Source organism: Pedobacter gandavensis, from assembly GCF_014172405.1.
Lineage (GTDB): Bacteria > Bacteroidota > Bacteroidia > Sphingobacteriales > Sphingobacteriaceae > Pedobacter > Pedobacter gandavensis.
On sequence record NZ_WNXC01000004.1, the window covers coordinates 288,506 to 313,253 of the forward strand.

Annotated in this window: 23 protein-coding genes; 1 reads left to right on the top strand and 22 read right to left on the bottom strand. The window is 39.1% G+C overall.

The window, feature by feature from the left end:
* Nucleotides 1-13: 13 nt before the first annotated feature.
* From pseG to GM920_RS13545, 18 genes are all read right to left on the bottom strand, one after another.
* On the bottom strand, nucleotides 14-1,450 hold the full coding sequence (gene pseG / locus GM920_RS13465) for a UDP-2,4-diacetamido-2,4,6-trideoxy-beta-L-altropyranose hydrolase (RefSeq protein ID WP_182958139.1): 1,437 nt from the start codon (nucleotides 1,448-1,450) through the stop codon (nucleotides 14-16).
* Nucleotides 1,451-2,758: an aminotransferase class III-fold pyridoxal phosphate-dependent enzyme gene (locus GM920_RS23615; RefSeq protein WP_202986110.1), complete on the bottom strand. Its 1,308-nt coding sequence runs from the start codon at nucleotides 2,756-2,758 to the stop codon at nucleotides 1,451-1,453. It lies immediately after the preceding gene.
* 4 nt (nucleotides 2,759-2,762) lie between these two features.
* Nucleotides 2,763-3,524 (bottom strand): cytidylyltransferase domain-containing protein, encoded by a 762-nt coding sequence (locus GM920_RS23620; protein WP_202986111.1) that lies wholly within the window; start codon nucleotides 3,522-3,524, stop codon nucleotides 2,763-2,765.
* On the bottom strand, nucleotides 3,512-4,387 hold the full coding sequence (locus tag GM920_RS13475; RefSeq protein WP_182958142.1) for an aldo/keto reductase: 876 nt from the start codon (nucleotides 4,385-4,387) through the stop codon (nucleotides 3,512-3,514). The genes GM920_RS23620 and GM920_RS13475 overlap by 13 nt, the downstream gene beginning before the upstream one ends.
* Nucleotides 4,371-5,045 (bottom strand): class I SAM-dependent methyltransferase, encoded by a 675-nt coding sequence (locus tag GM920_RS13480; protein ID WP_182958145.1) that lies wholly within the window; start codon nucleotides 5,043-5,045, stop codon nucleotides 4,371-4,373. The genes GM920_RS13475 and GM920_RS13480 overlap by 17 nt, the downstream gene beginning before the upstream one ends.
* Entirely contained in the window at nucleotides 5,038-6,231 is a 1,194-nt protein-coding gene (gene pseC, locus GM920_RS13485; protein WP_182958148.1) for a UDP-4-amino-4,6-dideoxy-N-acetyl-beta-L-altrosamine transaminase, read from the bottom strand. The genes GM920_RS13480 and pseC overlap by 8 nt, the downstream gene beginning before the upstream one ends.
* Nucleotides 6,232-7,248 (bottom strand): UDP-N-acetylglucosamine 4,6-dehydratase (inverting), encoded by a 1,017-nt coding sequence (pseB, locus tag GM920_RS13490; RefSeq protein ID WP_182958150.1) that lies wholly within the window; start codon nucleotides 7,246-7,248, stop codon nucleotides 6,232-6,234. It abuts the gene before it with no gap.
* On the bottom strand, nucleotides 7,248-8,354 hold the full coding sequence (locus tag GM920_RS13495; protein WP_182958153.1) for a lipopolysaccharide biosynthesis protein: 1,107 nt from the start codon (nucleotides 8,352-8,354) through the stop codon (nucleotides 7,248-7,250). The genes pseB and GM920_RS13495 overlap by 1 nt, the downstream gene beginning before the upstream one ends.
* A 34-nt stretch (nucleotides 8,355-8,388) precedes the next feature.
* Nucleotides 8,389-10,920, bottom strand: a complete 2,532-nt coding sequence (locus tag GM920_RS13500; RefSeq protein ID WP_182958155.1) for an SLBB domain-containing protein — start codon at nucleotides 10,918-10,920, stop codon at nucleotides 8,389-8,391.
* 31 nt (nucleotides 10,921-10,951) lie between these two features.
* Nucleotides 10,952-12,088 (bottom strand): GDP-mannose 4,6-dehydratase, encoded by a 1,137-nt coding sequence (gene gmd, locus GM920_RS13505; RefSeq protein WP_182958158.1) that lies wholly within the window; start codon nucleotides 12,086-12,088, stop codon nucleotides 10,952-10,954.
* A 256-nt stretch (nucleotides 12,089-12,344) separates the two neighbouring features.
* Complete coding sequence (locus tag GM920_RS13510) at nucleotides 12,345-12,992, bottom strand: DUF6266 family protein (RefSeq protein ID WP_182958161.1); 648 nt, start codon at nucleotides 12,990-12,992, stop codon at nucleotides 12,345-12,347.
* Nucleotides 12,980-13,384, bottom strand: coding sequence for a hypothetical protein (locus GM920_RS13515; protein ID WP_182958164.1), 405 nt, complete (start codon nucleotides 13,382-13,384; stop codon nucleotides 12,980-12,982). The genes GM920_RS13510 and GM920_RS13515 overlap by 13 nt, the downstream gene beginning before the upstream one ends.
* Nucleotides 13,381-13,962 carry a C40 family peptidase gene (locus GM920_RS13520; RefSeq protein WP_235964524.1) on the bottom strand — a complete coding sequence of 194 codons (582 nt, stop codon included), beginning with the start codon at nucleotides 13,960-13,962 and terminating at the stop codon, nucleotides 13,381-13,383. The genes GM920_RS13515 and GM920_RS13520 overlap by 4 nt, the downstream gene beginning before the upstream one ends.
* On the bottom strand, nucleotides 13,881-14,243 hold the full coding sequence (locus GM920_RS13525) for a hypothetical protein (RefSeq protein WP_182958166.1): 363 nt from the start codon (nucleotides 14,241-14,243) through the stop codon (nucleotides 13,881-13,883). Before GM920_RS13525 ends, GM920_RS13520 begins: the two co-directional genes overlap by 82 nt.
* Nucleotides 14,244-14,317: 74 nt before the next feature.
* Complete coding sequence (locus GM920_RS13530; protein ID WP_182958168.1) at nucleotides 14,318-14,968, bottom strand: DUF6266 family protein; 651 nt, start codon at nucleotides 14,966-14,968, stop codon at nucleotides 14,318-14,320.
* A gap of 152 nt (nucleotides 14,969-15,120) precedes the next feature.
* Nucleotides 15,121-15,417, bottom strand: coding sequence for a helix-turn-helix transcriptional regulator (locus tag GM920_RS24005; RefSeq protein WP_394367962.1), 297 nt, complete (start codon nucleotides 15,415-15,417; stop codon nucleotides 15,121-15,123).
* Nucleotides 15,417-16,046, bottom strand: coding sequence for a DUF6266 family protein (locus GM920_RS13540; protein ID WP_182958172.1), 630 nt, complete (start codon nucleotides 16,044-16,046; stop codon nucleotides 15,417-15,419). Before GM920_RS13540 ends, GM920_RS24005 begins: the two co-directional genes overlap by 1 nt.
* A gap of 193 nt (nucleotides 16,047-16,239) precedes the next feature.
* Entirely contained in the window at nucleotides 16,240-17,652 is a 1,413-nt protein-coding gene (locus tag GM920_RS13545; RefSeq protein WP_182958174.1) for an aminotransferase-like domain-containing protein, read from the bottom strand.
* 428 nt (nucleotides 17,653-18,080) lie between these two features.
* On the opposite strand from GM920_RS13545, the gene GM920_RS13550 reads away from it, so the two are divergent.
* Nucleotides 18,081-18,920: an Rpn family recombination-promoting nuclease/putative transposase gene (locus tag GM920_RS13550; RefSeq protein WP_182958176.1), complete on the top strand. Its 840-nt coding sequence runs from the start codon at nucleotides 18,081-18,083 to the stop codon at nucleotides 18,918-18,920.
* A 20-nt stretch (nucleotides 18,921-18,940) separates the two neighbouring features.
* Here the strand turns inward: GM920_RS13550 and GM920_RS13555 are convergent, their stop codons facing one another.
* The 4 genes from GM920_RS13555 to GM920_RS13570 form a co-directional block, all read right to left on the bottom strand.
* On the bottom strand, nucleotides 18,941-20,077 hold the full coding sequence (locus GM920_RS13555) for a PepSY-associated TM helix domain-containing protein (RefSeq protein ID WP_182958178.1): 1,137 nt from the start codon (nucleotides 20,075-20,077) through the stop codon (nucleotides 18,941-18,943).
* Entirely contained in the window at nucleotides 20,067-22,412 is a 2,346-nt protein-coding gene (locus GM920_RS13560) for a TonB-dependent receptor (protein ID WP_182958180.1), read from the bottom strand. The genes GM920_RS13555 and GM920_RS13560 overlap by 11 nt, the downstream gene beginning before the upstream one ends.
* A 58-nt stretch (nucleotides 22,413-22,470) precedes the next feature.
* The gene (locus GM920_RS13565) at nucleotides 22,471-23,169 is read right to left on the bottom strand and encodes a hypothetical protein (RefSeq protein ID WP_182958182.1); all 699 of its coding nucleotides are present in this window, start codon (nucleotides 23,167-23,169) and stop codon (nucleotides 22,471-22,473) included.
* Nucleotides 23,170-23,434: 265 nt separating this feature from the next.
* Nucleotides 23,435-24,718, bottom strand: a complete 1,284-nt coding sequence (locus GM920_RS13570; protein WP_182958183.1) for a nucleotide sugar dehydrogenase — start codon at nucleotides 24,716-24,718, stop codon at nucleotides 23,435-23,437.
* Nucleotides 24,719-24,748: the final 30 nt, after the last annotated feature.

Sequence of the window (24,748 nt, forward strand, 5' to 3'; positions counted from 1 at the left end):
TCAGATGATTAATTTAAATTTCTTTATAGAAAGTAATAAGATTAGATTTTTTATCCACTTCGGTCGTATAACCCAATTTTTGAAAAACTTTTAGTGAAGCTAAATTTTCAAGAAACACTTCACCACAGACCATTTTAACTTCACTTAATTCCTTTCTAAAAACCTCTAGTCCCTTTTTCAATAAGATAGTACCTAAGCCTTGGTTTTGGTATTCAGGATCCACCAAATAGCTAATACTAGCTTTATCGGCTTCAATATCAAACCTAATTGAACCAAAAACATTTCCTTCCAATTCTCCGATATAATAGGAGCAATCTTTACTGCTTAATTTCCGCTCAAACCAATTTTTATGGGTTTCAAACTTAACCTGGTCCTTATTAAAGAAAAAACTCCTGATCCCGGCATTATTCGCCCATTCAAAGGTCTTTAATAAATCTCTTTCTTCCACTTTTCTTAAAGTGGTTTCTTCCTCCTTTTGGAACTGCTTAAAATATTTCAGTATTCTGATTCCGGATTTACCATCGATCAATCTAGGACCAAATTGAAATGCTCCGGTATAAAAAGTATCAATTGCATTCTTTAAATCTTCATTTGAAAACTCATTTGCACTAATAAAAGAATTCAGAGTCCTATACTTCTCAAATATGTTTTTCTGATTTTCAATGTACATCCCGGAAATGACCTTACATCCTAGCGCAAGAGCTTCCTGTAATATTCCACTAGCCGGTACAATAGCCAATTCTGAAGCCTCCATTAAGCTCTTGATGACCTCTGGGGAAACAGAACCATAGTGCTGAAATCTTTGATCACCAGTCATAGAAACTTCTAAGGCTTGCAGGTAATCGTAAGCAGTGCCCGTAACAATAACTATCTTTTTAAATCTGTCGTCAGCAAGAAGAATGTGAACCGCTTTTTGAGTAATATTCTTCTTGTCAGAACCCCCAAAACAAACAAACACAGAATCTGCTTCCTTTTGAATTGGAGTATCCCCCGTTTGAATTAAGAATGTAGGACGTAATAAAACATATTCTAGACCCAGGGCAAATTGAGTAATAGCAGTTGCGACATAATCGGAGGAAAGGATTCCAGGGGCGTGATTAATAATTAAATCTGCAAAAAACGCTTTATCATGTAAATCGTCTATGCAAACCAACAAACATCCTTGATCTTTAACTCTTTTTTGATCATCTGAATCTAAGTTATAATGGTCAAGGACAACAATAATATCCTTAGTTAATAGTCCTATAAATTCATCTTCTGAACTAATAATTGAAACTTCAAATCCATTTTCTTGAATCTGAAGTTTCAACTCTCCCGGAATTTCTTTACAAAAGAAAACGCAATCAAAATCCCTTTCCAGCATTTGGGCCAAGGCTAAACAGCGGACCAGATGGCCTAAACCAATTTGGGAACTGCCATCCGCTCTAATATATATTTTGCGCTTTACCAATTAATTTAAACGTTTAAAACCTGAATGACACACTGGCCCATCCAATAACGTTGCAATGTTTTTATCGCCTACTTCACATTTAGAAATGTCTGAATAGACAGCATCTAGTGCATCAAAATAACTATTAATCATTTCATCAGAATGCTTAGTGCAGGCGTAAAAACTAGTACTAGCTAAAAAGCCCTTTTTTAACATCTCTTGTGTAATTAAAGTCTTATACTCTAAAGCATTGTCACTATTAAAACTATAAGTGGTTAGTGCTGGAATCCCTGCAAGTGTAATAGAAAGATGATGTGCATCAGCCAGGTCATTCCATCCTTTTTGAATTTTCTTACCGATTTTCGTAATGGTTTCCCATGACTTTACCTTTTCCATCACATTAAGTGTCGCAAGGGCAGCCGTTGGGCCAATTCTTTCGGTCCAGAAAGTACTACTAATAAAAGTCGTTTGCGCGGCTTCCATTACTGATCTTCGACCTACTACCGCAGTTAATGCGTAGCCATTACCAATCGTTTTACCATACATCGCAATATCTGGTTCTACGCCATATTTTTTATAAATCCCACCAAAAGTCTCTCTAAAACCTGAGGTACATTCATCAAAAATAAGAACGATATTCTTTCTGGTAGCCAAATCTCTAACTTTCTGTAGAAAATTATCTTCCGGTCCAAAATTTCTTACTACCTCCATTTTAATTACTCCAATTTCATTATTTTCAACGATTGAAAGTAATTCTTCATAATTATTATAATGAAAGGGGTAAACGGTATCCTTTAAATTCTTAGGAACACCTTTTGCACTTAAACCTGGTAATAAATGACTTGAAAGGTCATCCCCTCCGTTATGATTAGCAGACAAATACCAATCATGCCAGCCATGATAGCCACATATTGCCACCTTATCTTTCCCGGAAGCGGCCCTTGCGATCCGTACTGCAATAGAATTGGCTTCACCACCACTACGTGCAAATCGTACCATATCTGCCCAGGGATTAATCTCTATTAGCTTTTCAGCGAGATAGACTTCTTCTGGACAACTTAAAGTGGACATGTTTCCACTCTTTACAGTTTCAAGGACAGCCGCATCTACTTCATCATTACCATAACCTAATGTATTGGTTCCAATCCCCATGATACACATGTCGATTAATTCCTTTCCATCCAGATCCCAAACCTTACAGCCTTTAGCTTTTGAAAAATAAGAAGGCCACTGATCAGGTAAAAACATTTCCGGTCTTTTTGACAAAAGCATTGTTCCACCCGGGATTAATGCCTTAGCCTTTTTATACAATTCTTGTCCTTTGCCCATAATACTAATCGTTTTTTAGGGATTTAATCATTCCCTCATTTCTTATAATATTTGAATTAATTTTATCAAGTTGATTATCGATAATATAGTTTGTGTATGTCATCCAGCTTTGATCCACTCCAAGGTCTGAGACTATTCTTTCGATCAGATCAAAATCCTTTGCTTCATCAACAGTCATTCTTACCGCTGAATAATCTGCAACGCAAGGGAAATTCATGGACAAAAAAAGCATCCCGCCTTTAAAGGAGGAATTATTTCTAATAAATGGCGTAACATGTTCTCTATCTGACTTCAAAACAGATTCTTTCCAGGCCTTCTCCAGTGCCGAAAATTTCATTACTTCCACATCCTGACCATCTGGAAAATGCTCTAACAATACGTTTGAAGCATAATCAACATTATTCGTTTGCGCAAATGCAACAACTGCATCAACCAAGCGCGGGTCAATTAAAGGGCAATCTGAAGTAACCCGAACAATCCAGTCTGGCCTGATATTCTTTGTTGAAGTATAAAATCTATCTAATACGTCATCAACCATTCCTCTCGAAAAATCAATACCCCAACTTACGCATAGCTGTGCTATTGCATCGTCTTCCGCAGAAATGGTGGTTGCAACAATTATCTGATCGATAAGCTTACATTGCTGTAATCTATCTAAATGTATTTTTAAAAGTTCCTGCCCTTGTACCTTTAATAGCACCTTGCCTGGCAAACGAGTACTTCCCGTACGCGCTTGAGTAATCAAAACTGTCTTTACAGATTCCATAAAGCAGGGTTTAATAATTCAACGTCTTTTACCTCAATTTTGTTAATCATTTCCAGCTGATTTTTTGACAGGCTACCATCGCCATCGTTCAAATTCTGTTTCAATTGACTAATGTTATCAACCCCTATTAAAACAGCATCAATATGGTTTTGTTGCAAACAATAGTTCAATGCCATCTTATTCAAGGGTATTCCAGAAACCTTACTAAGTTCCTGGATATAGCCAAGCTCTTTTATTAATGCTTTAATTATTTTGTTATCCTTTTCAATCGATGTAAAAAACAACCCCTGCAAAAAAGCAGATCGTGTATGGATTATTTTACCTCTTTCTTTTGCCTTTTCCAACAACTGACCACGCAGATTGTAATTATCAAATAAGTTGAAAGGGAGTTGAATAATATCAATATTATCATCTTCGATAACATCAGCAAACTGTTCATTGGTGTAAACAGAAACACCCAGGTGTTTTACCTTGTTATTCGTTTTATATTCATTTAAAACCTTAATTAGTCCAAGGTTGTCTTTATAGGTTTGGTAACTATGAAATAGTAGCCCATGAAGGCATGAAACAGCTAACTCTTTGATATAGTCATCGATTTTCATCCCCAAATCCCCAGCCAACTGGTGGGGCAATTTAGTGATCACCTCAAATTTCTTATCAGGATACCTTTGATGAAATTGCCCTATTACCCCATGTGCATTTCCATAAGCTTCTGCTGTATCTAAACACTGAACACCTGCATCATAGGCATAGGTCAGCATTTCGTTTACTTGCTCCTGACCAGGTTTGCCTTCATTATTGTTAATACCATAGTCCAATCCAAATTGTACTGTTCCTAAAATAATCTTACTTATAGCTGGCACTAATATCCTTTTTTAACAATGAGACACTATATTTATCATAATAGTTTTCAGAAGCATCTAATACCTTTTCAGAGTGGTTCCAGGTGGATTTATCCAATAGGTAGTATAATTTAGATGCTGTAAAAACCTCATCATAATTTTGCTTAAAAGAAAAAGCACTAAATTCTTTAATGTGTTGATACACATTCTTTAAGGCTGTTTCTGAGAAAAAGTCGACAATGATTAAAATGCCTCCATTTTTTAACACCCTATCAATTTCCGAGACAACTTTAAAAAAGATGTTTCTATCAATGACATAAAAAACAAAACCGACAATCACGACATCCATGGATTCATCTGCAAAATCAGATAAATTATCGGCCGTTCCGCGAACAAAATTGACCTCTGGAAAATGTGCTTCTCCGTATTCAATTGCTTCCTTTGAAGGTTCCAATCCAAATACAGCACAATCTCCAAGTGACTCTTTAATTCCGTTAAGTCGGTACCCGGCTGAACAACCTATCTCCAAAACATTTTTTGGTTTCAGATCATAATCCTGAATCAAACTAATTACCCTATCCCTATCTTTAGAATAGTTGAGTAGGATATTCTTATTACGATCAAACCAGGCATCTGCTTCATATTCAATGAAAGCATCTTTTTGTTTTTTGTTATCCATAATATTCAATAATTGTTGAGATTACAAATTGAAGTTCTTCGTCGGTCAAAGTAGGATACATCGGTAAACTAATACATCCTTTATAATACATTTCCGAATGCGGCATATCGCCTTCTTTCCATCCAAATTGCCTGTAATAAGGCATTAAATGACAAGGAATGTAATGGATCTGAGCAAAAATCTTCTTGCTCTTCAAATAATTATACAGGCCTAATCTATCTTCAACTTCCAGCACATACAAATGATAAGCATGGCCCTCAACAGCGCCTGATTGTCCAATCACAAAAGGCTTGTCAACAAAGGCAGCAGCATACTTTTCAGCGATCTCCCTTCTTCTGATAATACCCTGATTGGCTCTTTCTAACTGGCTGATCCCTAAAGCAGCCTGGAAATCAGTAATGCGATAATTAAACCCTAAAGTTTGCATTTCCATGTACCATCCCGGGTAACCGGTAGCTACATCGGTTCCATTTGCAAAATCGACAGAATTAAGGTAGGAGTCTTCTGACTTTACAATACCATGTGTTCTTAATTGCAATAGTTTACGGTAGAGTTGTTCATCATTAGTGGTGATCATACCACCTTCACCGCAGGCTATATGTTTAACCGGATGAAAAGAGAATATCGCTAAGTCAGCGAATTGTCCGTTACCACAGTTTTGTTGTTGGTTACTTTTATCTATAAAGTAGCCTCCCGGAGCATGACAAGCATCCTCTATAAGCCATAGACCGAATTCATCAGCTAGTGCTCTATACGCTTCAAAGTCTACTGCATTTCCTGCAAAGTCTACTGGAATAATCCCTTTATAGGTTCCAATAGGAGAAGATTCTAATAACGCACGAACTTTATTAACGTCTAAAAGATAAGTTTCAGGATCAATATCAGAGAACACCACTTCGCCACCACAATAGCGAATGCAATTTGCTGATGCCGCGAAAGTTATTGGAGTAGTTATTACTTTATCTCCTTCCTTCACATCCAGTGCCAAGGCACATAAATGTAATGCAGCGGTGCCATTTGCAACAGCAACCGCATAGGAACAACCCAAATATTCAGCGAACTTTTGCTCAAATTCTAATATTTTTGGCCCTTGAGTTAAATAATCTGACTGAAGCGTTTCTATTACAGCCTGAATATCTTCAGGAGTGATATTCTGCCTTCCATAAGGAATTGATTTATTTTCCATTTATATATCGAAAGTATCGTCTACATGTTGCTTTATCAATGCTCTCAATGAATCAACGGTTTCCCATTCCTCATTGCTTCCAGAATTGTAGGCAAATCCTTCTTTTACCAGCTCAGCCTTAAAACTAGCTTTAAACTCATCCAGACTCCATTTATGAGTAGCAGGTAAAATGGTGTAATATTTCCCTAAATCATAAGTATAAAACGAATCAGAAGGCGTTATCATTTCTTCATGTACCTTTTCACCTGGACGAATTCCGACAACAACTTGTTCACAATTTGGACCAACTGCTTCAGCAACATCAGTAATCTTATAGGATGGTATTTTAGGAATAAATATTTCTCCACCCCAGGCATTTCCTAAAGCATGCATCACCATGTCTACACCACCTTGCAACGAGATATTAAATCTGGTCATATTAGGATCGGTAATTGGCAATATACCTTCTACTTTTTTCTTTAAAAAGAAAGGAATTACAGAGCCATTTGAACCCATAACATTTCCATAACGCACAACAGAAAATACAATTGGGCTATCTCCTTTAATATTATTGGCTGCTACAAAAAGTTTGTCTGATGTTAATTTCGTAGCCCCATATAAATTAATAGGCGCACATGCTTTATCAGTAGACAAAGCCACTACCCTTTGAACATTAGTTTCAAAACAAGCATGAATCACATTCTGCGCACCAATTACATTGGTTTTAATACATTCATCCGGATTATACTCCGCGATAGGCACATGCTTCATTGCAGCGGCATGAATCACATAATCAACTCCTCTAAAGGCTCTGATCAATCTTTGCTCATCTCTAACATCACCAATAAAAAATCTTAATTGCGGGTACTGTTTTTCAGGATAATCCTGAGCCATCTGGAATTGTTTCTGCTCATCTCTTGAAAAGATAACGATCCTTCTTACTTCCGGATGATTAGCCAAAATTTCTTTTGTTAACGCTTTACCTAAGGAACCAGTTCCACCGGTTATTAAAATACTCTTATTTTTTAAATCTAACATTAGTTTTGTTTTAGGATATTTTTAAAAATCAACTTCATTGTAAATACAAAAACGACTAAAAAACCAGCTAATATGCCGCCAATTAGTGCCGTCTTAATTTTACTGGCTCTTTCTTTATTTAAAGGTAAAATTGGCTGATCCAAAACCTGTATCAATGGTTTTTCTTTGAGAAGAGCCATTTTCGACATTTCCAGGTTCTTTACAAGTTCTCCTAAAACTTCTTTATTGGTTTCAGCAGAGAATTGAGATCTTTGAATCGGTGCGGTTCTTTGAACCTGACGCGTTGGGTTTAAGTTTGGTGTCGCATCAGAAACCACTGAAGCAGTATAAATTGCACCGTTCATTACGGTCCTTACCGAATCAGTTTTTTGTTGTAGTATGCTTATATTTTCCTGCGACTTCTTAGTCTTCGTTTTTATATAAAAATCATTTACATTATCAACCATCTCATCATTAAAAGCTTTTGCAAATGATTCATCAGGGGCTTTAACCATTGCTTTTATGATACTCAATTTCATATCCGGTTTAGCCACAACAAGATAATTCTTGTTGATATCAAAGACGATTGCACCTAAAATACTATCTTTCAGTCGATTCGGCTTGGTTATTGGTGATCCGGAATTAATGGCTTCAAACTTGAGCTTCTTTAGTTCAGGTCTTTTCTCCCAGTTTTCTCTAAGTTTATTAAATTCAATATATTTATCTACTAGTAAATATTTCGACCCTCCCTCCTGAACTTCAGACAATAAGGTCTTTTCAATCATTTTTCTGGATTTGTACAATTCAAGAATATTATCTCCCTGAAAGATCCCACCTCCTGCGCCGCCGCCGCCAACACCAACCATGGAAGCAAGTCCGCCTAAACCACCAAGGCCACCACCACTACTTGCGCCATCTTCTAAAACAAAGGTGGTTACAGAGGTGTAAATAGGTTTCGTATAATAAGCCTTAACAAAGCCTAAGACCCCACCAATAAAGCCAAAAGCGACTATATAAATCCATTTGGAGAGCATATACCTATACCACTCTCTTATTTTAAATGCCAGCTCTCCAATAGAAATATCATCTGTGACTGCTGGTTTGTTATTTAAATTTTCTAAATCCATTTAATTAAGACAAATTCGATATAAAACTGTGTATTTATCTCAGTAAAGAAACAATGATAGCTCCCATAGAAGCAATAGCAGTACCCAATCCAATCCAGCTCTGTGCGGTCATACGCTCTCTCTCTGCTCTCTTAGGCACCATAATCTCTGCTCCAGGTTTCACCTTCGGATAGTTATTGAAAAACAAGAACTTTCTTGCTGCTTCTACTGACCCATTCGCATATTTAATATAAGTACCTTTCTTTAAAGCATTAGCAGTATATCCACCGGCACCATTGATGTATTGCTTAAAGTTTTTACTAGGCAAATAAACAATCCCATTAGGATTCAGTACTTCTCCAGTCACTTTAACAATTTGTAGCTGTCTAGGTACTCTAATAATATCTCCGTCCTCTACAATCAAATCATACCTTGATTGAGGTTTCTTAAGAATATGGACTAAATCAATCCCCACTAAATCAGACTGAATCAATTTCTGTTCAACATCTGCCTTAACAGTATCCTTTGCGCCAACTTCCTGTGCACGCTTCAAGCTTAAAAACTTCTTATCTTCCTCTTCCCTATTATTAATAGCGTTCTTATCACCTGGGTTCACCTTCTCTGCGCCTGGTCTTTTTAATGAAGCACCATCAGGATAAGCGGTATGCGTTAAACCACCTGCTCTTTTGATCAGATCAGAAATTCTTTCATTTTTCTGCATAATAGTATAAGTCCCAGGATACAAAACTTCTCCTTCCAACTTTACCTGCTTTTGAACCTGATAACCTTCTGCACTACGAATAGAAACCACATCAAATGGTTTCAAAACAAAGTCTTTATCTACCAACTTAAGATTTGGATCAACACTCACATTAAACACCTCTGCTATTGATGCAGATGCGGACATGGCATCACTATTCTTAATCCTCCTGGAAATTTCAATACGATTTGGAGTAGCTCCTTCTTTAAAACCACCAGCCATTTGAATTACATCTTCCAGTCTCATGTTTTCTGCGTATTCAAAAGTCCCCGGTGCTCTTACTTCACCTTGAACAGTTACTTTATATTCATCACGCAAATCAAAAATTGAAGAAATGGTTACTTTATCTTCACGGAACAAAGGAATATCGGCTTCGGTACCTTTTAACACCTTATCCACATCAAAAGAAATTAATGCCAAACTGTTATCAGGATTCAACCTGGAAATATATCCCCTGTTCAAGAAGGCATCTTCTTTAACTCCATCAGCTTTAGCAATTAAAGCTTTTAAGGTTAGTCCTTTATCCAATTCGAATTGTCCGGGACGAAATACAGCGCCAACGATCTCTACTCTGTTCTCGAATCGATCCAGAATACTCTCTACAATATACTTGTCTCCATTTAATGGACCATACGTACCAAATTGTTCCGCAGATACATCAGTAATTTTGCGTTCCTTATTGGTGTTTTGCAATACTTTGATCTGCGCGGTATAAGCTTTATCGGAGAAACCACCAGCAAACCTGATCACATCTTCCAGACTTTCAGTACTCAATACCTCAAAAAGAGCAGGGCGTTTTACCTCACCTGACATCTCCACGCGACTTTGGTAAACCGGAATATTAATCACATCCTGATCTTGTAACCTGATGTTGTTTTTTTGAATTCCATTTAACAAGAAATCGTAAACATCAACAGTAGAAACCACCTTATTTCCTCTGATCACCTGAATTTTACGGAAGGAACCATTTGAATTAGGCCCACCAGATGCATTTAAAGCATTGAAAACCGTAGATAAAGAAGATAAGGTATAAGAACCTGGCTTTACTACTTCACCCAATAAGGTGATTTTAATGCTTCGAATATTCCCAAGATTAATCGCCAGATTGGTTCTTCCGCTTTTCAAAGCAGGGTAGGTACCAGACATCTTAGCCTTTACCTTTGAAATTGCCTGTTCAATGGAAAGGCCACCAACAGCCACAGGACCTACATACTGCAGATTAATAATTCCTTCTGGATTTACTTTCAGCTTATAACTGGCTTCGTTATCACCACTTAAATCAACTAGTAATTCATCATCAGGACCAATGACATAACTTCTTGGCGTAGCCATTCTTAAATTCGGCTCAAAAGTAATATTGGAATTCTTAAACAGCTCTGCACCAAATATTTTAGGCTTTAAATCCAGAAATATATTGGCCATATCTTCTTTGCGCTGTTCCTCCAGCGTTTTAATCTTTAAAGATTTATCAGTAGAATCTTTCTGATTCTGATAGCTTCTTCCTGGATCTGAAGTTCCATTAACCTCATTTTTCTTGATGCCATCTTTAGAAGAACCTGTAGAATTATTGCCTTCTTTACGTATTTTTTCAACACGCAACTTCAATTTTTGAACTTCTGCAGGCTTCATACCTTGAGCCGCCGCCATCTGCTCTAACTGTGCATCATTATAACCAATAGATGCCGCACGTTCGATCATTTGTCTCACTTGCGCATCCGTCAGGTCATCAACTTTAACATCAGCATAGTTATTTTGCGCATAAGCACTTTGTGCAATCAACACTGTAAAAAAGAAAAGAACAGCGGTAATGGTATTTCTAACGTTCATATAGTAAAATCGTATTGTACTATTTTAAATTTTATTCAAAGTAATTCAAAGTCTTAAATCCACCTTGTTTCAAGTATTCATCTTTCTTCATCAAATGAAGGTCTGAATGAACCATATCCTGAACCAATGCCGGTAAATCATACTTAGGTGTCCAACCCAACTGCGTATTTGCCTTTGTTGGATCTCCCAACAACAAATCAACTTCTGTAGGTCTGAAGTATTTTTCGTCCACCTGAACAACAACCGTACCCGGTTTTAAAAACTCATCATTTAAACCTAATTTTTGTATAACTTCCTGGTCAACATCGATAATCACTCCGCGCTCATATTGATCTTTCCCGCTAAACTCCACTTCGATACCCAATTCCGCGAAGCTCATTTTCACGAAATCACGAACCGTAGTGGTTACTCCGGTTGCGATCACATAATCTTCCGGTTTTTCCTGTTGAAGGATCAACCACATGGCTTCCACGTAATCTTTTGCATGTCCCCAGTCTCTCTGTGCTGATAGGTTACCCAGGTATAAGCAATTCTGTAAACCTAAAGCGATTTTGCAAGCGGCACGGGTAATTTTACGCGTCACAAAAGTTTCCCCTCTTACCGGACTCTCATGGTTAAATAAAATTCCGTTACAAGCATACATATTATAAGCCTCTCTGTAGTTCACAGTGATCCAATAACCATACATTTTTGCTACAGCATACGGAGAACGCGGATAGAAAGGCGTAGTTTCACTTTGTGGAACGGCTTGTACCAATCCATATAATTCCGAGGTCGAAGCCTGGTAAATCTTTGTTTTTTCGACAAGGCCTAGAATTCTGATGGCCTCTAATAACCTCAATGGGCCAATACCGTCTGCATTAGCGGTATATTCTGGTGTTTCAAAACTCACCTTCACATGGCTCATTGCCGCAAGATTGTAAATTTCATCCGGTTGAGTTTCCTGGATGATTCTGATCAGGTTGGTCGAATCTGTTAAATCGCCATAATGCAATTTGAAGTTCAGATTTTTTTCGTGTTGATCCTGATACAAATGATCTATACGCTCTGTATTAAATGAAGAAGAACGTCTTTTCAACCCATGCACAAAATATCCCTTTTTCAGTAAAAATTCAGCAAGATATGCTCCATCCTGTCCTGTGACGCCTGTTATTAATGCAACTTTCATTTATTATTAGTGTGTATAGGTGTAAGAAGCAAATATATAGGATTTTATTTGAATTGTTGGAAATTCATGACAATCGGAATTGCAAAATACATAGTCCAGACCCCACTTCATTCGATATCAGAATTTTGTTGTCGTAGAAAAATTGAAGAAATTTGAAAAACACACGAAATTTATTAAAATTATGAGTAAATCCGCTCCGTATCGAGCAGAAGCAAAGCACAAACCATGACGCCCCCCAAACGCCATGGCTACAAAATCAACTAACACATGCCATTCCTAAATACTGGGTATTAGAATTCGAATTTTTAACACCCTTGAGCATACCGACGGTAAATACAAACATGTGCAGGCAAAGCCCAACGAAATCTTCAAACAGAAATTCTGCCTCCTGGCGACTCACAGGACCAAGATTAGGAATATAAAAAACCTTACGCTGATCCTCGTCATAGAGCACCAGCGAGAGCACATTGTACTTACCCAAAATGTGATCACACTGATCCCAGGTTAGGCCCATAAGACGGCCATCCTTTTTTACCACTTTCAAATTACTCAATTGCGCGGCATAACCTTCACTCAACTGAACATCAGCCATATCAATCATACTCTTTTTATCACTGCCGACAAATATTTTAGGAATATTGACGGATAACGCTTTCGTTTTAGGACTCACACCGGCGGCCTGATTTTTAAACCCTACTTTCAACACTGCCGAAAAGGGTTTTAAGAAATACTGTAAATCCCGCATTTTTTTCCGCTGCAATCGTTGACCTTTCGTCAGCGGCTTCTTCAGCGCCAAAACATCCGCCAGGTCAGTAACCGGGTTTTCCCCATTTTTAGCCTCCGCTACCGTGGATCCAGGCTTTCCTGATCCCTTTTCCAAAACTATTTTTTTTACACTTGCCATTTTTTATAAAATTTAAAAGCTAAATAAATACCAAAGCCACAAATCAACACCCAGAACATCCAATCCAGATTTGATTCCTTGACCAACAACTTTTCCTTCGCTGAGTACTGCAGATTGCTCATCTCCGCAGCCAAAACGGTCTTACGTCCTTTTTCTTTAAGCTGAACCTTTTCCGCCTCCCCGAAAAAACCTGTCCCAGGCGAATAACTGAATGTCCCTTTCGGCCAAATCAAAACCTCCTCCTCATAGCTACTGGAATCTCCATAAAACCGGAACACCGAAGCCTCCGCCTGTACCTCCTTCGAACTTTTCGACGTATTTTTAAAAAGACCACAATCGGATATCAGAACCCCGAAAAACAACAACATCAGGATAAAAAACAAGCGACTCATAGCGTTCTTCTCCCATTGCTTACCCAGTCTGCAATCCTATAAATCGTTCTTCGATGTCTCCGCTTTCGATATACCCCGTCACCTTCCCTACTCCCAGTAACATTGGTATTGCCTTCCAGTGAAACCAGCCAATCCCCATCCTGCTTTTCAATCAATCCAACATGTGCAATCCGTTTTTTCTCCGGAAAGTAAATCCCGATCAGATTTCCGGGCAATGCCGATCTGGCTAACCTTGATTCAGGGAACAAATCCGGCGACCAGCCCGATCTTGGTTTTGCAAAACCCGCCTGGGCAAAAACCCAACTGACATAAGCAGCACACCAGGGTTCAGGTCGCTTCAAACCAACGCTGACTAAAAACTCCGCAATTCGTTTTCCATCATTCCGACCCGTTTTTTCCCTCAGGCCCAGTTCGCCCTGAGCAATCTTGACCAGCAATAAACGATACTTACGGTCTTCAACCTGCTCAGCTTTAGACCATCCTTTGGAGCTTGATTTTAGCACACCGCGATCAGGCAACCAGTAGCTACCAACAAAAGCAATCCAAATGAGGCCAGAAAAAAACGAACTTGCTGCCATAAGAGAAGGGTATTAAATTGTGAAACCATTAATGAAATTGGTGGTAGCGCGATGGCTGCCCAGAACCGGTTTAAAATCCACCAGGACAAACCAATGATTAATAAAAAACTAATGAGACTGAGTAAAACCAGCAACCAGATGCTTTGATCTATACTGCCGGTCGTATCGTCCATCCCCCGAAGAACGATTGGACCGAAAGTCCATAAGATCATCAACAAGATGAAAACTCCTGCAGGCTCCTCCCATCGGAAGACCGGCAACTTTATCTTTTTTGTATTCATGATTTATTTTTTAGGTGAGTAAAGATTAAAGAAACCCGACAGGGCCTCATAAACACTGCCGGGTTTCTTAGACATTAAGCTAAAATGGTGACCACACCAAGGTAGGCCGTAGGAGAAACCTCCTTATTTTTCACCGAGGCAAAAAACAACCAGCAATGCACCTGATCACCGATAAAAGAGCCAGGAACATACATGGTTACCGGACTATCTCCCCTAACCAAGCCAGCTCCTGATTTGATGACCCTATGTTTATCCGAATTGTAAAGCAGGATATACACCTCATCTGTTGCATCCGTCAGTTTCCCAGGCTTGGTGTCCATCACCCAGCTCACCTGCACCGTTTGCTCTGCAAGTACCTGAACAGCTAGTTTCGTACCCAGATCCAGATTTCCGTCTTTACTCAAACTGATATTGGGATAATCCAATACGTAATCCGGATAAGTACCTGTAATGCAATCTTTCAACAGTTGTTTTGCTACAATATTTGTTGGTGTTACATTGCCAGCCATTCCTCTGAATCCGATCGCGATCATATCGGCAGCTTTTCCTGCAAAAGTGGTTCCCAGCCCAAATCTTGCACGCTGATCCTTCTGCGTCAATGTTGCCGGCTTAGTCGATTTGGCCGGACGATTTTTTACGACATTGAGGTCTTTCCATCTTGCAGCAACTACATCGCCAACTCTTCCATTGAATGGTCCAAAAACACCAGGTTTATACGTTCCCATAATTTTAAAATTTAAAAGGTTTAATTATTCTGTTTATTCAAATCAATTGTATACCGGTACCTTGGATTTGTTGAACGAATGTAGTGTCGCAAAAATCAACACACTAATTATCAGCACAATACTACCCGACTTTACCCCACTTTCCTTCCAGATTACCTGAGGTTACCTCCAACGCGATCACACTCTTCTACGCTGGAATAGATATCTGCCTTCAAGTAATAGCAGGTGCCCCCGTTTATCTTAAACCGAAGCTGCCCCGTTTTTCGCCAGTTATAAATTGTCTTCCGGGACTTCTTGAAGATCTCCATGACCTCCTCAGTATGCAACCAGACCTCTTCCTCCTTTACCGGCAACTCAGCCGGAACCAGTTTCGATAAGATCGCGAGCTGATCCATCTGTATTTTTAACAGCTGCCGGAGGGTATGCAGTAGCGAATTAAGCGTCGCCATTACCAGGTTACCTTTCCAGTATACACACTATTAGAAATGCTTTTCCCATCGTTAGAAATAAAGGCGATATAAGTTTCAGCAAGCAGGCCATGTGCGATATCAAATATGGGTAGCAGCGCTGTACCACTATACCTGGCCGCTCCAGATGTCACATAAGCCGCTTTTTTCAATTTCGGAAAATAAGCCAGGAGCATCACCTGATCCGACCAATGCGTACCAGACACATGATCCTGTTGTGCCCAGCTAAAAGTCAATCCGCCTTCAACTGCCACAACGGAAAGACCCTCGGGAACAGGCATCTCGCCAAAACAGAGTAGCACCTTTGTAAAATCTATTCTAATGCTGGGGAACACTCCCCTTGTGGCATGTTTCCAGTTATAAGCAAAGGAAGGATTTTGAGGATGCTGCCCCAATCGCCTGGCTTCCAGTCCATACCCCACAAAAAGAAACTCCGCAATAGAATTTGAAAATTTGGTAATCACCTTAGTGCGTTGTCTCACTGCTTTCTGCAGGATACTGGGTGGTTTTTTAGACTGACCAATCGTTCGGGTAACGAGCTTTCCGTTTAAAAGATACGTGGTAGTCCGACCAAGTTTGCCTTGCATGTGACCATTTTTTAATGTTGCCATAATTGAAAAATATTTTTTTTATAAATGATATTTATTGATGAATACTGGCTGAACCAGTGGGGAAGAACGTTGACCATCATAAGGGTTGAGTAAGTGTCTGGATAGGGTCCGGGTAGTAAAATACTACAGCAACTCATCGGCAACTGTAGGGATCATCCTACCAGACCCTATTCCAACCTGCCACTCTTCCCGACTACAACCCCTCTTCTTCCCTACATTTTCCAACCAACATGCTCCGGATCATTTTCATGGAAAATTCTATGGAAGCACAGTCTTTTATAAACAAGCTGATTCGAAAGCCATGAATCGGCTCATTCGGATCAAAAGCATAGTTTTCTTCCTCATGAAAAAGTGGATGTTCCATGAAATTGGAAGCCAGGGCACCATGAAGTGGTGTTTTAAATTTTAAAAAAGCAAAGGTTCCGCAACCGGGATAGATCAAAGTGGCGAGGCCCATCAAATAATTATTGACCATCATTTCTAAGATAAAGCATCCTCTTTTACGACATTGAGCGCTTTTTTTTAAATGCAGCGACAGTTCAGATCTGGATAAATAGCGCATTCCTGATTTTTCCGCAGACTGATTCCAGATCTTGACCACCCCTTTTGCCTTTAGGCTAAGCGCAGCAATAAAATCTTCCGGACCAGCAACCAGACCGACCCGATGAAGGACAGCCTCTATTTTGCTGAAAGGTGTAATGTAAATCACCCTTCCTTCCGCCAAAGAAATGGGAAGTTGGGAGACCTTTTTACTACGAAACTCATAATCCTCGTCCAAAACCAATAGACAAAACCCATATTTTTCAGACAATTCGACCAGGTCCTTCCACCTTGTGCTCGTCATGCGAATCGGAATAGGGAAGTCAGGTTCCGGTCTGATGAATACGACTTTAACTGGTCTTTTCTGACAAATCTCTTCCAGTCTTACTGCCGACATCCCCTGTTCATCTGTACCGCTGAAGGCTAGATTCAACTGAAGTTGCGTCGCCAACTGTACCAGGTGCAAGTCATCTATGGAGGTCATCACCATCAGATCTGCTGCACTGGTGATCATTTCTAATACTTTGTATACGGCCCTCCCATTTGGAATGACACAAAATTGCCTTTGATTGCTGATGAGCTTCCTTTTTCGGAGAATCCCCAATGCGTCTTTAAGAAAAGAAGATGGCTTGAAATGGAAATTCCCGGCAGCAGGCTGTACAGGATAGTGTTCACCCAAGGTCAGCATGTTCAATCTTTGATGTTCCAGGTATTCTGAATGCAGTGCTGGTTTTCGGTGGTAAGTAAACTGAGCAGCACTTGCAACGATGATTCTCGTCTTTATTGCAGGCCGGCAATACATAAAAGTACCCTGACGATCTAGAGAATAAAGGATTTCCTCCCTTTTAATCCAATACGCATAAGCCCGTTCTACCAGGTATCGGGGAACGCCTAAAACTTTAGCAAGAATCCTCACAGAGGGCATCATGAAGTCTTTCGGGTAATTTTCACGTCTATACTCCCGGGCAATCAACTTAATCAACTGAACTTCAATATTCTTTCCAATGGGACAATGCCCTGCAACCCAATCTACATTCCAACTAATGAGAAAATGATATTTTTCCATAAAAAATTTATATTACTCAAACGATATATTTGATTAATACAAATAGTCATCTATAATTATCAAAATCCTAATTAAAAATACTGTCTGTAGAAATTGACCGCATCTGTCTGTAAAAAAACACCAATTTAATAGAGCAAATAACACTTAAAAGCAATCTACACCTCGCATTATTGCAATAAAAATTACCATAAAATATTACTAAAACAGGATTACGTTTTTAAGATTAAAATACAGAAGTTAGACCAGCCCATAAAATTCAGGCTCATCAACATAAAGCGCAAAGGAAAAATGCCAGGTCCTGATGATCTGGAAATCATAATCACGCTTTTCAAGCCTCATAAAAAAAATCATAAAAAGAAATATTCAGTCTAGTTTTATTGTTCTAGTTAATTTATCTACCGATATTAGACAGGCAAGCTAAAAAAGATATGAAGCCCAATGATCCCAGGCAAGGCGGTATGTATGATAAAATACTTAAAGAGAATATGGAAGCCAATCTGAGCGGAATTGTTGAACAGGTATTGAGCTTAAAAATTACGACAAGCGAAGAGATTTCTGATGATTTACAACATACTAAGGAGAGAAAACCGGATTTGCTAAAAAAGGTGCAGGATGAAACTGGTCGTTCGTATATCTTACATATAGAATATCAGCGTCAAAATGATCAAAATATGGCTTACCGAATGGCAGAATACAGCGTAATGCTACAAAGGAGGTATAAATTACCAGTAAGTCAGCATATGATTTATTTAGGTAAAGAGAAGTTAAACATGCCAACCCAGATCGATACGACGAACTTTAAGTTCTCCTATGATGCAAAAACTATAAGTAGCATTGATTACAAATTGTTCCTGCATCATGAGGTGGTAGAAATGAAGTTATTGACCATACTGGCTGATTTATCCGAAGTAGACGAGAAAGCAGTAATGAAGGAGTTAGTCCTGGAGATCCAAAGTGTAGTTGTTGAAGAGCTTGCTCGTGGGAAATATATTAATCAATTAAAAGCCTTGGCCCAATTAAGGGACCTGGGACCAACACTAGAAAACATTATGGACGAAGTAGCAAATTTTTATGTAGAAGAGAAAGATCCTTTTTTTAAAAGAGGAGAAAAAAAAGGAGAGATAAAAGGAGAAAGAAAGGCTCTTTTTAAAACTGTATTTAAAATGAAAGAATTAGGGTTCCCTATCTTATCAATAGTTCAAATAACAGGATTAACCCCAGAAGAGATTCACAACATCAGCCTTTCGGAAAAACCGCAATCCCTTTGACTCTTATAAATCCTTAACCCCTACTTTTTCCTCTTCCGAAGCCAGATTAAAAACCCGCTAACCGGTAAAGTCGCACAGATAAAGCTGGCAAAAAATGCAAGCGCTTGCGTTGGCCAGCCATATATACGTCCCGTATGAATCGCCTCATTTGAGTTCCGCCATTTCATGGCAGTCGCTTTATCCTTATGAATAATTTGGTCAAAGATTGCTCCGGAATTTTGGTCTATAGAATAGTAGCTCATGCCTAACCAGCCATCACCACTATCGCGTAGCGTGATATAACCAGCAACAGATTTTTCTGTTTCTGCAGGAATATGGATACGAATGCTTTCAAAGTTTCCACTCGCTTGCTTTTTAAGTGCCAAAAAAGCTTCATCCAATGCAATCCCATGCAAAGGTGCGATCGCCGGTACTGGTTGAACATTAGCCAATGTGACCTTTGTGTTTCCCCCCAATGCTTTCAACATTCCTGATTCCCACCATTTGAAGGCCCAGGTTAATCCGGTGAAAATAATGAGCAATGCAAAAGGCAGTACATAGATGCCCAAAACGGTATGCAGCTGATAATTCAGCTTTTTAAACTTGCCTGACAAATCGATTTTCATCTTTTTACCGATGTTTCGGATCTTTTTAGGCAGCCAAATGATCAATCCAGTGATCAACATCAGTAGAAACAACAATACCGTAACACCAGTCACCAGACTTCCAATTGCTTTTTTCAGTAGCAGATATTTATGCAGCTGGAGCACCACATTGAAAAATTCATACTTGGCATTGATTTGCCCAAGCACCTCACCGGTATATGGATTCACATATACTTTTCTGAAATACTTTACCTGATCAAAATAGGTCAGTCCCTTCGCTTTTTTATTGGCCTTCTGTGCGATGAACACATAACTTTTATCCGCAGCATAGATTTCTATGTTACTGATTTTATTGCCTTCTGGCAAAGCCTGCTCTGCTTTTTCTGTGAGCACAGATAAACTTAATGGATTTCCAGCCTCAACCTTCAGCCTTACCAAATCGCGGTGAAAAAGATCGAAAAACTCCTCGTTGAACACCGTGATACAACCGGTAATGGAAATCACGACAATCAGCGAGCCGATCAACAAACCAGCCCATAAATGTATAAAGGCAGCAATGGATTTAAAACGCATAAGCCATAGTTAGGTTATAACGTGCACCATTTGCTTTAATATAAGAATCTGTACGCACCTTTCCTTGCGACAATACCGGGTAATAGTCTGCATTCAGCAAATTATCAATCCCCAATTTCAAGGTCGCCTTAGGTGTGAAATGGTAGGCCGTATATAAATTGAAGAAATTAAAGGAATTCACTGGACCTTCACCAAGCGCATAATTTCCTTTTGCATCAGGAGTAAACTCTTTTCTTGAGCCCGAATAGATCCAGAATAAACTCAGGTCCCAGGCTTTTATTGGAGCATAGCTCAGACTGGTCGTGAATTTATCAGGGCCAATTCTGGTGGTTGGCAAAGGCAGTTTCTTTCCATTCACCTCTTTGGTACCTTGCAAATGAGAATACCCAACAGACATGGAAAGGTTAGGCAAAAACGTATAGTTTGCAGTAGCTTCAAAACCAGTCACACGCTCTGGTGCTCTTTCTGGAACAGCCACCCCATTCACATCTTTTAAGCTCGATCCTAAAGCTGAGGTACTCACATAATAAGCACCTGTCACATTTAGGCGTTCCCAATTGCTGCTAAAACCTAGCTCATAATTATTGGTGATGATCGCTTTGGTTTCAATTTTACTCACATCATCTACCGCACTTAGGCGTAGCGTTCTACCCAGATCGTACAGAGAAAAACTCTGAGAGAAACTTACAAATGGGTTAAACAAATTCCATTTACTATATCTTAATCCAGCATTGTAGACTAAAGTATGGTAGCTCAAATCAGCACCTTTAACCGCTACCCCACCAGCATAATTTCCAAAAGGAATGGTGGTATAATCAGGGACACCGAGTTGGATATTTTCATATCGCGCTCCTGCTTTAAATACAAGATTCTCGAAAAGGAAAGTCCGCAGTTGTGCATAAGGCGCATAATTTTTCATATTCATTTCCGGAACAAATTCCCTTCCATCGGTCAGGTTTTGCTTGGTCACATCATTTAACATATCTAAACCATAGGTCACATCTCCTTTTAACTGATCCAGAATGTGGTACTGCGTATTAAAATTAAACCTCAATCCTTTTTTCTTAGAGGCAATTGCAGAATTTCCTGCAGGCTTATAAAAATCAGAATATTCAAAGATGGAATAGAAATCCTGTAGGTAAAGGTTCACATTTAGAGAAGTTCCTTTGAAGAGCTCTTGGTTGGTATACTGAATGTAAGCATTGTGGTTATAAGGAGTACCTTGTTTATCGCCGATTGGTGTACCTGGTTTTCCGGTAATCGGGCGAACACCATAAATTCCTGCAGAATCCACATAGCTACTATTTTGCAGGGTATGGTAATAGTTGTACATCACTTCAATGCGGTTCTTTGGGTTGATGTTATAACCCAATTTTGCGTACAGATTTTTGCTGGTGGTTTCACTGAGCGACTGAAAAGGAGAAACTACCTTTCCATCTGCATCCTTATTGACACCGGTTTTTTCATAAGTACCACTCCATACATAATCCAGCTGGTTTACCTTCCCGGTAAACAACTGTGAAAAACGTGTTCCAATAGAATGCTTTGGACTCACTAAAGAACCCATGGAAGAAAGTTCCGACAAAGAACTGAATTTTTTACTGGTATCTGCTTTTTTGGTGATGTAGTTGATGATTCCACCATCGGCACCATTGCCATAAATAGCAGTAGATCCTTCAATCACCTCAATCCGATCAATTACAAAAGGATCAATACTTCTAAAATCACGTTCGCCATTTCTCAAAGGAGTAGATTGCGGGATTCCATCAATCATTACCAATGCATTTCTACCTCTTAACGTTTGCCCTTTATTAACCACGGTATTGGTCCCCAAGGTTAATGCCGGAATATTATAGGTTAAAATCTGGTTCAAATCTGTGGAAATACCTCGTTGCATCTCAATCTGTTTCGAATTCAAAATTCTAACCGATGAAGGTACATCTTTCAAGGTCTCCGCATTCCTGGAAGCAGTAACCACCACCTCATTCAAATCGCCCGCAGCACTAAAAATTGTGAAATTGACTGTAATTTCTTGTGTTCCACTCAAGACTACCGATTTAGAAACGGCCTGGTAACCAACTCCTGAAGCGGTTAAAACATAACTTCCGCTATCCAAACCCTTAAACGAATAAAAACCAGTCAGGTTGGTCTGACTGGTTTTATCTTGTGCCTGCAAACGCGCCTGTGCAGCTCCTTGAAAGTTTCCTTTCAGCGTTAATACGATATTTGAAAGCGGACTCCCTTTTTTGTCCGTTACTTGTCCATTAATGACACGCTGTGCAAACACACCAATTGGTAAAACCAATAAGCTCAGCAGTAAAAATCTTCTGATCATCCCCTTGTACCCTATTTGAATTTAATCTAAATAAAGCGCAAAAGTATAAAATTAATTTTTATTTATTGCCCCCTAAATGAAAGCTTACACCAACGGAAACAGGGTTTAACAGAAATTCTGATTTATTAGTCCGCGTAAAAGAGCGATAATTGCCTGCATCCTCTACCACTCCTTCTTGTCGTTCATAAGAATAGAAGAAATCAAGACTACTTTCTACAAAAATACTCCATTGCGGCAGCGGATGAACTTTAATACCTACTACCGGCGAAATTATAAATCCATTTTTTGAAGTTTCCATTTTAACAGGCGGTATCACCGCTCCTGATACGTCTGCCTTTAGAGTGTTTACATTTTGTGAAACCCCCACAAAACGACTGGAACGGTATCCGATATCTGCACCGATATAAGGTTGTACCATCGAGAAATTCATGTTCTTTTCAAAACCCACTTTAAAATTGTAATCGGTAATATCCCCCTTGACTACCTCACAATTGTTACAATTGTTATAAAATGTTTTAGATTGTTTAATGTAACTTCCACCCAAACGGTAGTTGATCTGGTTGTCATTAAATTTCACCGTAAGACCAGAGAAAGAGGTACTGGTATACTTAACCGGATCTGTTTCATTGAATACTTTTGGCAATTGGACGAGGCCATAACCTCTAACAGTAATAGAATAGTTGTAGTCTGAATTCATTTGAGCGACAGCTGTCCCTCCAGATAATAGCAGCACTAGAATAAGTAATTGTTTTTTCATTAATTTTCCCCCACGGATTTTAATTGAGCCGCAAAAATACAGCAATAATTTACAAAGCAATACAATAGATACTTGATTTTTACACCAATGATGTCGAAGTGTTTTTTTTTAATTAATGTCGTCATTTTAGACCAACATTTAGATTAAAAATGACATTTTTAAATTGAAAAACTTCGCTTGGTGTATTACAGAGCATGGAATGGTATGATTTTCCAGAAGATAACCAAAAACGTGCCACAATATTAAGAACCACAAGGGCTTGGGATTAAAGCCTGGCGTCGGTAAACATACGGGGAATAAAAGATTTGGTATCAAAAATGATGGCGCCTTCCTCCTGGTATTTTCCGTAATCGATGGTTAAAAACTCCTGATGGGAAACCGCTACAATAATGGCTTTATAATTTTTATCGATCAAGGTTTGATCAATATGGAAACCATATTCCTGTTTCACCAATTCCGGATCTGCCCATGGATCATAAACACTGACTTCCATGCCAAACTGCTGCAATTCCTGATAAATATCGATAACTCTGGTATTTCTGATGTCCGGGCAATTCTCTTTAAAGGCGAAACCCAGGATCAGTACTTTCTCCCCTTTAACCGCGTAGCCCTTAGCAATCATCAATTTGACAACCTTATTGGCCACAAACATACCCATATTGTCATTTACCCTTCTTCCGGAAAGGATGACTTGTGGGTGATAACCTAATGATTCCGCTTTATGAGCCAGATAATAGGGATCTACCCCAATACAATGACCACCCACCAATCCAGGTTTATACTTCAGGAAATTCCATTTTGTTCCCGCAGCTTCAATTACGTCTGTGGTATCGATACCGATGCGGTCGAAAATCAAAGCCAATTCATTGACAAAAGAGATATTGACATCCCTTTGCGCATTTTCAATGGCTTTTGAGGCTTCAGCCACTTTGATGCTGGGTGCTTTATGTGTACCAGCAGTGATGATTTGCCCATACAATTGATCTATTTGTTCCGCAATTTCAGGTGTAGAGCCTGAAGTTACCTTTTTAATCTTTGTTAAAGTATTGATCCGATCACCGGGATTGATCCTTTCCGGAGAATAGCCACAAAAGAAATCCTGGTTAAATTTCAAGCCGGAATATTGCTCCAACACGGGTACACAATCTTCTTCCGTACAGCCGGGATAAACGGTAGACTCATAAATTACGATGTCTCCCTTTTTTAACACGCGGCCAATCATTGCCGAAGCTTTCAATAAAGGTTGTAAATCCGGTGCTTTAAAGCTGTTAATGGGCGTAGGAACGGTTACGATATAAATTTGGCAAGATTCCAGGTCTGCCGTGTTACAAGAAAATTCCAGTCCGGCATTTGGTATTTCTGATCGCAGTACTTGCTGCAGTTCTTCCAGATCGGCCTCTCTGGTCCGGTCCTCTCCTTTGGAAAGTTCCTGAATTCTGAGTTCATCAATATCGAAACCAAGTACAGGGTACTTTTTCGCAAATTCAATAGCGAGCGGCAATCCCACATAACCTAAACCAATGATCGCAATTTTATACGCTTTATCCATAAACACCTTTTTTTCCAACCGAATTTCTAG